The following is a 12,635-nucleotide window of genomic DNA, read 5'->3' on the forward strand; positions in this document are numbered from 1 at the left end:
AATGACCACAACCGCAGCCAACCGACGGCAGTTCATGCAGGCGCTCGGGGCAACAGGCGTAGTCGCAATCGCCGGTTGCCTCAGCAACGACGACGTGTCGGGGAACAGTACGACGACCGAGACCGAAGCGGTCGACGAGGGACTGCCGGCGGCGAAGGCTGCCGACGTCGACCGGATCGCCCGCGATCCGACCGACATCCCGGCTCCCGTCGACTGGACGGAGCCCCGCGAACACGACATCACGATCCGCACGAAGCGGGTCACCGCCGAGATCGAACCCGGGGTCACGTTCGACTACATGACCTTCGAGGGGCAGGTTCCCGGACCGATGGTACGGGTCCGCAAGGGCGACCGGGTAAACCTCACGTTCGAGGTGCCCGAGGAGACGAACCTCGAGGCCCACAACGTGGACTTCCACGCGGTCTACGGGCCAGGCGGGGGTGCCGAAGCGACGACCGTCGCGCCGGGCGACGAGCCGGCCGAGATCAGCTTCACCGCCGAGTACGCCGGCGCGTTCGTCTACCACTGTGCGATCCCCAACATGGATCAGCACATCAGCGCCGGCATGTTCGGGACGATCCTCGTCGAGCCCGAGGAGGGACTCCCCGAAGTCGATCGGGAGTTCTACCTGGGGCAGCACGAGATCTACACCGACGGCGCAGTCGGCGAGGAGGGCCACCACGCCTTCGACTTCGACGGCATGAAGACGGAGGACCCGACCTACGTCGTCTTCAACGGCCAGGCCTACGGCCTCACCGAGGACGGCGTCGGGGCGATGGAAGCCGAAGTCGGCGAGACCGCGCGGGTGTACTTCGCCAACGGCGGCCCGAACTTCACCAGCGCGCTACACCCGATCGGCAACGTCTGGCACCGCTACTACCGCGACGGCGACCTGCTGAGCGAGCCCGATCGGAACATCGAGACGGCGCCGGTCGCGCCCGGGACCACCACCGTCGGCGAGATGGAGTTCCCCGTCCCCGGTCCGGTCAAGATCGTCGACCACGCGCTCTCGCGGGCCGGCCGCCGCGGCGCGCTGGCCGCGATCGACGTGACGGGCGAGGAAAACCCGGAAATCTACGACGAGACGCCGGCCGACAACGAGACGCAGTGACGGCGACCACCCGCCCGCTTTTTCGCGGCGCCCGACGGCACGGTCACAGAGCTAGTTCTGAACGTGCACCGGCGACCTAGAAAAACGCGCTCGAGCGACGAGAGGGCGAGAGGACGAAAGCGGCGAGAGGGCGAGAGGACGAAAGCGGCGCGACCGCCGTTACGTCCACACGTCCAGACACTCCGTCGAACAAAAGTGGAGGTCGATCCGTTCGTTCGGCTCGGACGCGACGTGCGTGGTCAGCGTGTATGCGATCTCCGACTCCGACTCGCAGTTATCGCATTCGCGGTGCATACCGAACCCGTAGCGATGCGCTATATTCAGTATGGGCCGATTATCAGGATTAAGATCGTATTGGTATCGCTAACAGTCGGCTCAACACGGTGTGAGTATCGGCAGACAGACGAGGGGCGACGAGCCACAACGTGGAATCAGGCCGGTGCGGCTTCCTCGGCCTCGAGGAGTTCGTGGTACCGGTTGCGGATCGTCACTTCGGAGATGTTCGCGACCTCGCTGACGTCGTTCTGCGTGACCTTTTCGTTCGTCAGGAGCGCGCCGGCGTAGACCGCGGCGGCCGCGAGGCCGACCGGCGACTTGCCGCTGTGAATGCCCGAGTCCTTGGCCGTCTTGAGCAGCTGTCGGGCGCGGCGCTCGGTCTCGTCGGGGAGGTCGAGATCGCTCGCGAAGCGGGGCACGTAGCTCTCGGGGTCGGCCGGCTGGACCTCGAGGCCCAGTTCCCGGATGACGTAGCGGTAGGTGCGGGCGATCTCGTCCTTCTCGACGCGGGAGACCGCGTCGATCTCGTCTAAGCTGCGCGGGGTGCCGGCCTGCCGGGCGGCGGCGTACAGCGAGGCCGTCGAGACGCCTTCGATCGACCGTCCGGGAAGGAGGTCCTCCTCGAGGGCGCGGCGGTAGATCACGCTGGCCGTTTCGCGGACGTTCTCGGGGAGGCCGAGCGCGGAGGCCATCCGGTCGATTTCGCCCAGCGCCTGCTTTAAGTTGCGCTCCTTGGAGTCGCGGGTGCGGAACCGCTCGTTCCAGGTGCGAAGGCGCTGCATCTTCTGGCGCTGGCGGCTCGAGAGGGAGCGGCCGTAGGCGTCCTTGTCCTGCCAGCCGATGTTGGTCGAGAGCCCCTGATCGTGCATCATGTTGGTCGTCGGGGCGCCGACGCGGGACTTCTCGTCCTTCTCGGCGGCGTCGAAGGCCCGCCACTCGGGCCCGCGGTCGATTTCGCCTTCGTCGACGACGAGACCGCAATCGTCGCAGACCGTTTCGGCGTGCTCGGCGTCCGAGACGAGTCGACCGCCACACTCCGGACACTGTTCCCGTTCGCCCGCCTGCTCGTGCGACTCCTCCTGGGTGCCCTGGCGTTGCTCGTCGCTGCGAGTTCGAATACTGGTGTCAGTCATTGTATTGGACTGTCAGAACCTCGGTGAAAACGCTCGAATCCGTAGTGCTCCCTAGTAACGAACGACGCTCACTTAAATACTGCGATACGATTCGCTGCCCGCAGCACGGCCCGATCACCCGCGTCGAGCGCCGGCCGAGACGGGCCGAACCGGTCCTCGCGTATCGAAACCCTTACTCTCCGGAAGGCGGTTCGAACAGGTATGAGCGACGACGCCGTCAGTCCCGAGGAGGTCCGCCACGTCGCGGAGCTGGCTCGCGTCGACCTCGAGGACGACGAGGTCGACCAGTTCGCCCGGCAGTTCGCGGATATCCTCGAGTACTTCGAGACGCTGGACGAGGTCCCCGAGGTCGACCGCGAGGCCGACCTCGCGAACGTGATGCGACCCGACGAGGAGCGCGACTCCCTCGATACGGAGGAGGCGCTGCGCAACGCGCCGGAAACCGAGGACGGCTACTTCAAGGGGCCGAACGTCTCGTAACCATGTCCGAGAACATCTACATCACCGAGGAGCGAATCGAGGGCGCCGACGACGGCCCGCTGGCGGACGCCACCGTCGCGGTCAAGGACAACATCTCTACCGAGGGCGTCCGAACGACCTGCGGCTCGGCCATGCTCGAGGAGTACGTCCCGCCGTACGACGCGACGGTCGTCTCCCGCCTCAAAGAGGCCGGAGCGACCATCGTCGGCAAGGCCAACATGGACGAGTTCGGGATGGGGACGACCACCGAAACCTCCGCGTTCGGCGCGACGGACAACCCCGCCGCGCCGGGCCGCGTCCCCGGCGGCTCCTCGGGCGGCTCCGCCGCCGCCGTCGCCGCGGGCGAGGCCGACCTCGCGCTCGGCTCCGACACCGGCGGCTCGGTCCGCTGTCCGGCCGCCTTCTGCGGCGTCGTCGGCATCAAGCCCACTTACGGCCTGGTCTCGCGGTACGGGCTCGTCGCCTACGCCAACAGTCTCGAGCAGATCGGCCCGTTCGCAAACACCGTCGAGGACGCCGCCGCGCTGCTCGACGTGATCGCCGGCGAGGACGAGCGCGACGCGACCACCCGCGAACCACAACTCGAGGGCGAGAGCTACGCCGCTGCCGCGACCGCCGACGTCGACGGCCTCACGATCGGCGTCCCGACGGAGCTGCTCGAGGGCGCCGACGAGGGCGTCGTCGAGACCTTCTGGGACGCGATTGCGGACCTCGAGGACCGCGGCGCCGAGTACCACGAGGTCTCGCTGCCGTCCGTCGAGCACGCCGTCGAGGCTTACTACGTGATCGCGATGTCGGAAGCCTCCTCGAACCTCGCGCGGTTTGACGGCGTCCGCTACGGCAACTCCGGCGGCTACGACGGCAACTGGAACGAGGCCTTCTCGAAGGCCCGCCAGGAGGGCTTCGGCGACGAGGTCAAGCGCCGCATCCTGCTGGGAACGTACGCGCTCTCGGCCGGCTACCACGACAAGTACTACAAGCAGGCCCAGGACGCCCGCGCGTGGGTCAAGCAGGACTTCGACGAAGCCCTGTCCGAGGCCGACGTGCTCGCCTCGCCGACCATGCCCGTCCCGCCGTTCGAACTCGGCGAGAGCCTCGACGATCCGCTCCAGATGTACCTCGCCGACGCCAACACCGTCCCCGTGAACCTCGCGGACCTGCCCGCGATCTCGGTGCCCGCGGGCGAGACCGACGGCCTCCCCGTCGGGCTGCAACTCGTCGGCCCGGCTTTCGGCGAGGAACGGCTGATCCGGGCGGCGAGCGCGCTCGCCTGATCGAAGTCGGCGATCGGAACCGGACAGGTACATACTTTTTACTGTTGGCTGCAAAGACGCGGTACGCTGTCCCTCCATCGAGTGAACTGCTATGAAAATCACGCACCAAGAGGTCGAATTCGACGAATTCTCGCGGGTGTGCGACCTCGTCGAGGAGTACTTCGGCGAGACGCTCGACGACGTCGCGCTCCACGCCCCCGTATCGCGCCGCCAACTCGTCGCGGTCCTCGCACGCGCCCAGCTGTCGGGTCGCCGGCTCGCGAACGACGGGGACGGGCTGGCCGACGCAGGCGACGTCGTCTACCAGTCGAACCGCGAAACGCTGTACTGGCTCGACGGCGACTTCTGGACCGACGTGTGCGGACGCCACCACCTCGAGCCCGACGAAGGCCGCGCCGCGCGGGAAGTCCACCGGCGGATCCTCGAGGCGATCGACGGAGACGTTTCGCACTACAATCGCGAGCGGGATCCGTTCGTGTTGATCGAGCGGTTCGGGCTCTACGAGTAACGTAACTGCGGTCGCGACGCTCGGTCCGATCGAAAATCAAACCCGCAAAATTGCAGAATCGTAGTTGCGGCGACGGTCTCGTGTTCGGTTCGGTTCGGCTTACTCTTCGTACGCGAGGTTCATGATCCACTGCGAGAAGGCGTCACTGTTGGGATCGACCTCCTCCTCGCCGATAAAGGGCGACAGCATGTCGCCGGCCATCAACAGCCTGAAATCAAGGTCCCGCGCCGTCGGGCTGATGTAGTAGGTGTTGTGACCGTCGTAGATCGTCTCCTCGCGGTCGACGAGCCCCTTCTCGACGAGCGATTCGACGATCCGGCTGCCCTTCCGCGAGGAGACGCCCAACTCCTTCCAGAAATCGCTCTGGTGGATGCCGCCGGTCTCGCGAACGAGTTCGAGGCCGGCGCGCTCGTCCTCGGAGAGTTCTGCTTCGGCTGTGGAAACGCTCACGGTGACCACCTCTCCGTGCTCGCCGCTACAGGCAGGAGTGCGTCCATGTCCATACGAGGGTTCGGGAGCCGCTTAAATGTGCCCTTCGGCGTCGCTCGCGAACGCGGACGCGTCATCGACCGCCGGGAGGTCGACGGTTTCGTAGGCCGTCTGACACGGCGGGCCGTCGGCGAACGCGTACTGAGATTCGGAACCGCCATCACGGAGCGCGATCAGTGACGACGAGCGAGTCCCGAACCCGTCGCCGTGGATGCAGACCCCGTAGTCGTGATCGCCCAGCACCGAGCCCGCGCGCTCGAGCCAGTCCGAAACGGATTCGCCACCGTCGGCGACCGACAGTTCGCGACGCACCGTGCGTGCGTTCTCGGCCTGCGCTCGAGCGGCGTCGGTTCGGAACGACGGGATATCGACCTCCCCGTCGACCGCGACGTTGACCACGACGTGGACGCCGGGCTCGAAGTCGGTCCGGACGAGGTCGCCGTCCCACTGGAAGCAGTAGGCGTCGTCCGCGTCGGCGACGACGAGATTGAATCCGTCGTACTCGTCGGCAGCGGTCGCATCCGCGACGATTGAGGCCGCTTCGGCCGCCGAGCGCGCCTCGAGGACGTCGGCGACGAGCAGGCCGCGCGAGCGCTCGCCGGCGAGTTCGGCGTCGGTCCACCTGTTCGTGATCCCGGCGAAGACGCCGAACTCGTTGTAGCCGATCCAGGTGCCGCCGGCCTCGGCGTCCCGCGGCGCGACGATCAGCGGCTCCTCGCGGTAGACGTCCGGCGGCCGCGAGTCGCGATCGACCGCTTCGTCGCGGTTCGCCGCGACGGCGACCGGCGCGTCCTCGAAGACCTGCCAGGCGAGAGTCAGCGTACACACGGCTCGGAGTAGGGGCTCGAGCGTCTTAACTCCAGTTTCAAAACGAAGGATCGTTCGGTCAGCGATCGTCGACGTCGATTCCGTCCTCGAGCAGCCGATCCCGAACGGCCTCGCGGTCGACGGTCCCCGACGCCGTTCGCGGAAGCGAGTCGGCGAACGCGATCATCTTCGGTTTCTTGAATCCCGCGAGGTGCTCGTCGCAGTGTGCGAGCAGCGAGTCGACGTTGGACTCGACCTCCGCGTCTGCAGCCGGTACGACCAGCGCCGCGACGCGCTCGCTCCACTCGGGATCCTCGAGGCCGACGACGGCGGCGTCCTCGACGGCTGGATGCTCGCGCAGGATTGCGACTACCTCGCCGGGATCGACGTTCTCGCCGCCGGTGACGATGCGGTCGCTGCGCCGGTTGAGGATCCGGAGTCGGCCGTCTGCGTCTCGGTAGCCGACGTCGCCGGTATGGAGCCCGCGGTCGCCGAACGCCTCGTCGGTGCGATCGGAATCGAGATATCCGGGCGTCACCGTCGGCCCCGAGACGACCAGTTCGCCGGGCTCGTCGGACGGAACCGGGTCGCCGTCCTCGTCGATGATCGTCACGTCGGTGTTCACGAGCGGCTGGCCGACCGTCCCCTCGTGCTCGCGAACGTCGGCCGGCGTCGCGGTCGCGACCTGCGAGGCCGTCTCGGTCATCCCGTAGGTCGGGTGGACCGGCACGCCGGCCTCGAGGCAGCGCTCGAGCAACTCGCTCGAGGCTGGTGCGCCGCCGAGCAGGACGAACCGGAGCGATTCGGGCGGTTCCCAGTCCGCGTCGAGGAGCCGCTTGCACATCGTCGGGACGAGCGAGACGCCCGTGATATCGTACTCGTCCATCACGCGTGCGGTCTCGCGGGCGTCGAACTCCCGCTGGATCACGACGGTCGTCCCGTACAGCGTCGATCGGACGATCGGCGCGAGCCCGCCCATGTGGTACATCGGGAGACAGCAGAGCCAGCGGTCATTTCGGTCGACGCCCAGCCGGAACGCGGAGGCAGTCGCGCTGGCGACGAGGTTGCCGACCGTCAGCCGGACGATCTTCGGCTCGCCGGACGTTCCGGAGGTGAACAGCAGGAGTTGCGTATCGTCGCGCTCGAGGGGAACGGGATCGACCGACGGCGAACCCGAATCGCCGCCCGCGGTCGCCTCGAGGAACTGAACGTCGGTGTCGGTCTCGGTGTCGGCGTCGGATCCGGACTCGGGTTCGTCGACCGAGAGCACCGGGAGTCGACGACCGTCGGTCGACGCTGCAAGTTCGAGTGCCGTCGATTCGGTCTCGCTCTCGCAAATGACGGCCTCGAGTTCGGTTCGCTCGACCTTGGCGGCGAGTTCGTCGGTCGTCTCGCGGACGTTCAGCGGGACGACCGTCAGTCCGAGCCGCATCGCCGCGAAGAAGACGGTCGCGAAGGCCGGCCGCGTGTCCATGCAGACGCCGAGTCGGTCGTCGACGACGCCTTCGTCCTCGAGCGCCGCCGCGGTGCGATCGACCCGACGGTCGAAGTCGGCGTAGGTCCACTCCACGCTTGCGTCCCCGTCACCTGCGTCCGCGTCGGCGTCGATCAGCGCCGTCCGCTCGGGCGTCGTCGCAGCTCTGTGCGCGAGGAGGTCGCGGGTCGGCCACTCCGCCATCGTCGTCGCACCCGCGGGCCCCGTCACTCCTCCCACACCCCCTCGATGCCCAGCCCCTTCGCCTGGGGAACGACGGCCGCTCCCTTCTCGAGCAGGACCGGATCGCGCCCGAGGTCCTCGGCGAGCAGTTCGGCGGTGGCGAGCCCGCAGGCCGGCACGTCGGGAATCGCCGCCGCGAGGTGGACGGCGCCGGTCCGCGCGACGACGCCGTCGATGGTCGTCGTGACGATCGGCGCGATATCGACCTCCATCACCCACGCGGCGACCCGACGGGCGACGTCGACCCCGCCCAATGCCATCGGCTTCAACACGACGGCGTCCGCGGCCTCGGCGTCGCAGATCGCGTCGACGCCGTGCTCGAGCAGCCCTTCGTCCAAGGCGATATCGACGCCGGTGTCCATCCTGCGGAGGTCGGCGTGGCCCTCGAGCGCACCCGCCGGAAGCGGTTGTTCGACCAGCGAGACGCCGAGGTCGGCGAAGGCCTCGAGGGCGGACTCGGCATCCTCGTAGGTCCAGGCTTCGTTCGCGTCCGCGCGGAGTTCGACGGCGTCGTCGACCGCGTCCCGGGCCTCGCGGACGCGTTCGATGTCCTCCTCGACGCTGCGCAGGCCGACCTTGAGCTTGCAGCAGGCGTAGCCGCGCTCGCTGGCCTCCCGCACGGCCGTTCGAGTTTCGGCGGGCGAGCAGTCGCCGACGGTCGCGTTTACCGGCACGCGACCGACCATCGGTCCGTTCCCGAGATAGCGGTACAGCGGCGTCGCGTGCCGCGACGACTGGAGATCCGCGAGCGCGAGCGAGACCGCGTGGCGGGCCGCGACCTGCCGATCGACCGCCTCGAGCGCCTCGTTCGGACCGCCGGCGCGGAACGCGTCCTGCGCGCGCTCGAGGGCCGCCCGACAGTCGTCTCGGGATTCGGTCCAGCCCGGCAGCGGGGTCGCCTCGCCGTAGCCGACGACGCCGTTCTCGTCGGCCAGTCGCACGAGAAAGCCGTCGCGGGACTCGATCGTCCCGTTGGACGTCTCGAGCGGGCTGGCGAGTTCGAGCGAGAAGGGGCGGAACTCGAACTCGAGGTTGGCGTTGGGGTCGGAGTCGGAGTCGCGATCGGGATCGCGGTCCGAACCCGGATCGGAACCGCTCATAGCACCACCAGCCCGGCGGCGAACAGTACCGCGTAGAGGGCGAGTAGCTTTCCGGTCCCCTCGAGCGCCGGGTTGAGCGCCTCGCCGTCGGTTCTGGTCAGTACGGTTCGGGTTACCGACGCGGCGTAGGGCAGCGAGACAAGCGGGAGCAGGGCGCCGAGGCCGAAGCCCTCGAGCCAGAACCAGAACGGTGCGAGGTAGGCCAGCGCGAGCAGCGCCAGGTACTCGACGCGGCTCCACCGGTAGCCGAGCCGAACCGCGAGCGTTCGCTTCCCGGTCTCGGCGTCGGTCTCCTTGTCCCGGATGTTGTTCACGACGATGATACAGGTCGAAATCGCGCCGACGGGGAGGCTGGCGACGAACGCCTCGAGGGTGATCGTTCCTTCGGGGATCGCGGTCGTTAGCGGCTCTGCGAGGACCGCGGCCGCCTGGACGTAGAACGTCCCCATCACGGCGACGACCCCGAAGAAAACGAAGACGAAGGGGTCGCCGAGCCCGTGGTAGCCCAGCGGGTAGGGGCCGCCGGTGTAGGCCCAGCCGCAGAGGACGCTGACGAGGCCGATCACGAGGATCGGCACGCCGCCGATGTAGACGAGATACGTTCCGGTGAAGATCGCCAGCGCGAACGTGACGATCGTCGCGAGCTTGACCTGTTCAGCGGGGATCAGGCCCGACTGCGTGACGCGGGTGAATCCCTCGCGGTCCTCCGTGTCCGCACCCTTGATCGCGTCGTAGTAGTCGTTCGCGAAGTTGGTGCCGATCTGGATCAGCGCCGCGCCGACGAACGCCAGCAGCGCGGGCACCGGGGAAAACACGCCCTCGGAGACCGCGAGTCCGGTACCGACGATAACGGGCGCCGCGGCCGCGGGCAACGTCTGCGGGCGCGCCGCCATCAGCCACGCCTTCGTCCGTGACGTCTCCACCTCGGTCATACCTCGAGTGTCCCACTCGAGAGAGTGTCAACGTTGGCATTGCAGTCGAGCGATTGCGGCCCGGTCGCGCCGCCTCAGGTCTTCGGCACGACCAGTTCGACCGGCGGCATCTCGAGAAACGCCGTCTCGTACCCCTGATGGCGGGCGATCTGCGGCGGCGACTCGATCTCGATCGCGACTGAATCGCCGGCTTCGACGCCCGAGACATCACCGATCTCCGACAGCGAAACTCCGTAGTGCAGCCCGTACTCCCCGTCGAGCGTCTGCTCGAGCGGCGCGTCACCGAGTTCCGTCCCGTCGCGCTCGATCGTCGCACGCAGGGACATATCCGCCAGCGGCACGCGGTTGTACGGCGTCCGCGGCGAGACGAGGAGATACTGCCCGTCGCCAGCCAGTCGGTGCTCCGACTCGAGCAGCGTCGCGAGAACCCCCGCGTCGCCGCTTCGCGGGAGGTCGCTCGTCTCGGGATTCTCGTGGTCGGGGCCGCCGTTTTCGTTATCAGAATCGGACTCGAGGAGCAACGTGCCGGGATAGGCGTCGACCGGCGGCAGCATGGAGTAGGGAATCCCACTGTCGCTGTCGTTCTCGTCAGTCGCCATCATCCCCATCGGCTCGAGTGCACCGCGCTCGCCCCATCGCTCCTCGTCGAGGTACTCGACGCCGCCGACGACCGACTCGCGGAACTCGTCGTCGTACTCGAACTCGAAGGTGGCCGTCGCGCGCTCGTCTAATCGGCCGGCGAGGTCACCGGTTTTCCGGGTCGAAATCGGCGGCAGGGTGACCTCGACGGTGTAGGTGCCGTCGCCCGGCAGCCCGACGTTGTCGCCGAAGTGAAAGCCCATCTCCTGGGAGAGCATGGCCCACGGCTGGCGCGGCGCGCCGACCTGTTCGCCGTCCCGTCGAATCCGAATTTGGACGCCTTCGTCGACCGGGAGGACGGTTCCCGTTTCGGTGTCCCAGGCGACGAACATCATGTGCACGCCGTCCGGGTCGTCCGGCGTCGTCCGCTCGACCGCGTCGTCGGCGTCGCCGGCGATCACCCAGAACTGGTGGGGGTAGGAGAGCATCGGCGCAAGCGCGTAGTCGCCGGCTTCGACCGGCTCGAGCATCTGCATCGACTCGCGGTGGGTCGGCAGGTAGACGGCCTCGGGCGGGTCCTCGACGGTGATCTGTCGCGGAAGGGTCGCGTCGCCGCCGTCACCAGTCTCGTTCTCGCTCCCATTTCCGGCGTCGTCGTCCGCGGGGTCGCTTTCGTTCTCGTCGGACTCGTCGTCAGTGCTCGTACAACCCGCGAGCGCGAGCGTTCCCGTTACTGCTCCCGTTCGGCGGACGAAGGTTCGTCGATCGATGGCCTCGAGCGCTTGCGTTCGGTCTTGCATGTGTCTCGCGTCGTGTCCTCGTGCGTGTTGTTCTCGCTCGGGTCTACCCGTCTCGAGTCAGTCACCCTCAATCTCGGCGTCGGGATCGGCCGGCGGCAGGGCGCGCAGCGACCGCGGCGGCACCAGATAGTTGCCGCGCCGGTCGACGAAGATGTAGTGGCGAATGCCGTTGTTCGCCATCGGCACGTCCAGATCCGCGCCCGTCATCGCCTCGCGGGTTCGGACGAAGTCGTCGATCCCCCGCTGGAGCGCGAGGAAGTGGACGCCCGGCCGATCGCCGTCGACGGTATTGAAATCGCGGCGCAGGAGCGGCGGTTCCCCGTCCTCGCGGGCTCGAGCGGCCTTCTGCGCGTGCCCGACGACGTTGTGCTCGCGCGCGTCGTCCGCGGTGGCGTCGATCCGCTCGGTCGTCAACCCGTTCGTCGTCGTCAGTTCCTCGCCGACGTCGCCGACGAGTTCCTCTTCGGCGTGCTCCCGGCTGAACAGTTTCGAGACGCGTTGCGTGTGGTTCTCCTGCTGGAACCACTGCTCGAGGTTGATCTCCAGCGATTCGATATGCTGGGTCGTCCCGCCGGCGAACGGCCCCGACTCGATCGTCACTCGATCCTCGGTCGCCTGACTAGCCTGGAACCCCGAGCGAAAGCCCATGAAAAAGGGCGCGTCCTCGGGCACCGACTCCGGGACGCCGGAGACGTCCGTACGGTCGGCCGGCAGCCCCGCGCCGACGAAGCCGGTCCGCCGGCGATCCTCGAGGCGCTCGAAGACGCCCGTTAGGTCGGTCTCGACCTCGAGGCCGTTCAGTCGGTCGCGTTGGCCGAACAGTCCCTCCTCGGCCTCGAGGACGACCTCGGGGCGATCGCTCGCGAGGTGGAGTACGGCGTCGAACTCGTCGAACGCGGGGGCCTCCTGTGCGGTCAGCGCCTCGGGTTCCGGGAGGCCGACCGCGTCGGGCAGCGGCCCGTCGAATCGGTCGAAGTACGCCGGCGTGTAGCCGAGCGTGAACACGAGTCCGTCGTTGCTCCACTCGTAGGCGCGCTCGAGCGTTTGCAGCGCGGATTCGGTTGTCTCGCGTGCGTCCTCGGCGACGGAGTGGTCCGTGCCGTCGCCAGCATCATCGAAGACGCCGTCCCGGAGCGATAGCGCCACCAGCACGTGATGTTCCGGCGGCCGAACGTTGCCGTCCTCGTCCGTCGTCAGCGCTTCGTTCCACGCGTGCTGGCGGTCAGGAAGCGACTCGGGATCGGACGTTCCGGTCGGTACGTCCGGGTCGCCGTCGTCGCCGTCGCTGGCGAACTCGAGGCAGGCGCTCAGCGCCGTCGTCCCGCCGACGGCGACCAGCGCACGGAGGTAGTCCCGTCGGGGCAGCGAGGACCGATCGGGAAGCGTCACTACGTAACCTACCGGCCGTGAGCCCCAAATGGCTTTCTCT

General features: G+C 68.0%; 12 protein-coding genes. 4 read left to right on the forward strand and 8 right to left on the reverse strand.

Features of this window, described 5'->3' with window-relative positions:
* The first annotated feature begins 1 nt into the window (after nt 1).
* The gene (gene nirK / locus HALXA_RS12715; protein WP_013880784.1) at nt 2-1,111 is read left to right on the forward strand and encodes a copper-containing nitrite reductase; all 1,110 of its coding nucleotides are present in this window, start codon (nt 2-4) and stop codon (nt 1,109-1,111) included.
* Nucleotides 1,112-1,542: 431 nt separating this feature from the next.
* On the opposite strand, the gene HALXA_RS12720 is transcribed toward nirK, so the two are convergent.
* A complete protein-coding gene (locus tag HALXA_RS12720) occupies nt 1,543-2,520 on the reverse strand; it encodes a transcription initiation factor IIB (RefSeq protein WP_013880786.1) in 978 nt (325 codons plus the stop codon).
* A 201-nt stretch (nt 2,521-2,721) separates the two neighbouring features.
* Here HALXA_RS12720 and gatC point away from each other — a divergent pair, with 201 nt between their 5' ends.
* From gatC to HALXA_RS12735, 3 genes are all read left to right on the forward strand, one after another.
* A complete protein-coding gene (gene gatC / locus HALXA_RS12725; RefSeq protein ID WP_013880787.1) occupies nt 2,722-3,000 on the forward strand; it encodes an Asp-tRNA(Asn)/Glu-tRNA(Gln) amidotransferase subunit GatC in 279 nt (92 codons plus the stop codon).
* Between the two features lie 2 nt (nt 3,001-3,002).
* A complete protein-coding gene (gene gatA, locus HALXA_RS12730) occupies nt 3,003-4,274 on the forward strand; it encodes an Asp-tRNA(Asn)/Glu-tRNA(Gln) amidotransferase subunit GatA (protein ID WP_013880788.1) in 1,272 nt (423 codons plus the stop codon).
* 91 nt (nt 4,275-4,365) lie between these two features.
* Nucleotides 4,366-4,782: a hypothetical protein gene (locus HALXA_RS12735; RefSeq protein ID WP_013880789.1), complete on the forward strand. Its 417-nt coding sequence runs from the start codon at nt 4,366-4,368 to the stop codon at nt 4,780-4,782.
* A 99-nt stretch (nt 4,783-4,881) separates the two neighbouring features.
* On the opposite strand, the gene HALXA_RS12740 is transcribed toward HALXA_RS12735, so the two are convergent.
* The 7 genes from HALXA_RS12740 to HALXA_RS12770 form a co-directional block, all read right to left on the reverse strand.
* The gene (locus HALXA_RS12740; protein WP_049895465.1) at nt 4,882-5,232 is read right to left on the reverse strand and encodes a helix-turn-helix transcriptional regulator; all 351 of its coding nucleotides are present in this window, start codon (nt 5,230-5,232) and stop codon (nt 4,882-4,884) included.
* A gap of 72 nt (nt 5,233-5,304) precedes the next feature.
* Nucleotides 5,305-6,099, reverse strand: coding sequence for an NRDE family protein (locus HALXA_RS12745; protein ID WP_013880791.1), 795 nt, complete (start codon nt 6,097-6,099; stop codon nt 5,305-5,307).
* Between the two features lie 58 nt (nt 6,100-6,157).
* A complete protein-coding gene (gene menE / locus HALXA_RS12750; protein ID WP_013880792.1) occupies nt 6,158-7,756 on the reverse strand; it encodes an o-succinylbenzoate--CoA ligase in 1,599 nt (532 codons plus the stop codon).
* A gap of 23 nt (nt 7,757-7,779) precedes the next feature.
* Nucleotides 7,780-8,895, reverse strand: coding sequence for a mandelate racemase/muconate lactonizing enzyme family protein (locus tag HALXA_RS12755; RefSeq protein WP_013880793.1), 1,116 nt, complete (start codon nt 8,893-8,895; stop codon nt 7,780-7,782).
* Nucleotides 8,892-9,827, reverse strand: coding sequence for a 1,4-dihydroxy-2-naphthoate polyprenyltransferase (locus tag HALXA_RS12760; protein WP_013880794.1), 936 nt, complete (start codon nt 9,825-9,827; stop codon nt 8,892-8,894). Before HALXA_RS12760 ends, HALXA_RS12755 begins: the two co-directional genes overlap by 4 nt.
* 74 nt (nt 9,828-9,901) lie before the next feature.
* Nucleotides 9,902-11,206, reverse strand: coding sequence for a DUF7350 domain-containing protein (locus HALXA_RS12765; protein WP_013880795.1), 1,305 nt, complete (start codon nt 11,204-11,206; stop codon nt 9,902-9,904).
* Nucleotides 11,207-11,263: 57 nt separating this feature from the next.
* Nucleotides 11,264-12,595 carry a DUF7405 family protein gene (locus HALXA_RS12770; RefSeq protein ID WP_013880796.1) on the reverse strand — a complete coding sequence of 444 codons (1,332 nt, stop codon included), beginning with the start codon at nt 12,593-12,595 and terminating at the stop codon, nt 11,264-11,266.
* Nucleotides 12,596-12,635 lie beyond the last annotated feature (40 nt).

The organism is Halopiger xanaduensis SH-6 (assembly GCF_000217715.1).
Taxonomy (GTDB): domain Archaea; phylum Halobacteriota; class Halobacteria; order Halobacteriales; family Natrialbaceae; genus Halopiger; species Halopiger xanaduensis.

What these genes read in the sequence shown, in the direction of transcription:
- nirK (WP_013880784.1), top strand. Translation starts at nt 2, where the DNA reads ATGACCACAACCGCAGCCAACCGACGGCAGTTCATGCAGGCGCTCGGG.
- HALXA_RS12720 (WP_013880786.1), bottom strand. Translation starts at nt 2,520, where the DNA reads ATGACTGACACCAGTATTCGAACTCGCAGCGACGAGCAACGCCAGGGC.
- gatC (WP_013880787.1), top strand. Translation starts at nt 2,722, where the DNA reads ATGAGCGACGACGCCGTCAGTCCCGAGGAGGTCCGCCACGTCGCGGAG.
- gatA (WP_013880788.1), top strand. Translation starts at nt 3,003, where the DNA reads ATGTCCGAGAACATCTACATCACCGAGGAGCGAATCGAGGGCGCCGAC.
- HALXA_RS12735 (WP_013880789.1), top strand. Translation starts at nt 4,366, where the DNA reads ATGAAAATCACGCACCAAGAGGTCGAATTCGACGAATTCTCGCGGGTG.
- menE (WP_013880792.1), bottom strand. Translation starts at nt 7,756, where the DNA reads ATGGCGGAGTGGCCGACCCGCGACCTCCTCGCGCACAGAGCTGCGACG.
- HALXA_RS12755 (WP_013880793.1), bottom strand. Translation starts at nt 8,895, where the DNA reads ATGAGCGGTTCCGATCCGGGTTCGGACCGCGATCCCGATCGCGACTCC.
- HALXA_RS12760 (WP_013880794.1), bottom strand. Translation starts at nt 9,827, where the DNA reads ATGACCGAGGTGGAGACGTCACGGACGAAGGCGTGGCTGATGGCGGCG.
- HALXA_RS12765 (WP_013880795.1), bottom strand. Translation starts at nt 11,206, where the DNA reads ATGCAAGACCGAACGCAAGCGCTCGAGGCCATCGATCGACGAACCTTC.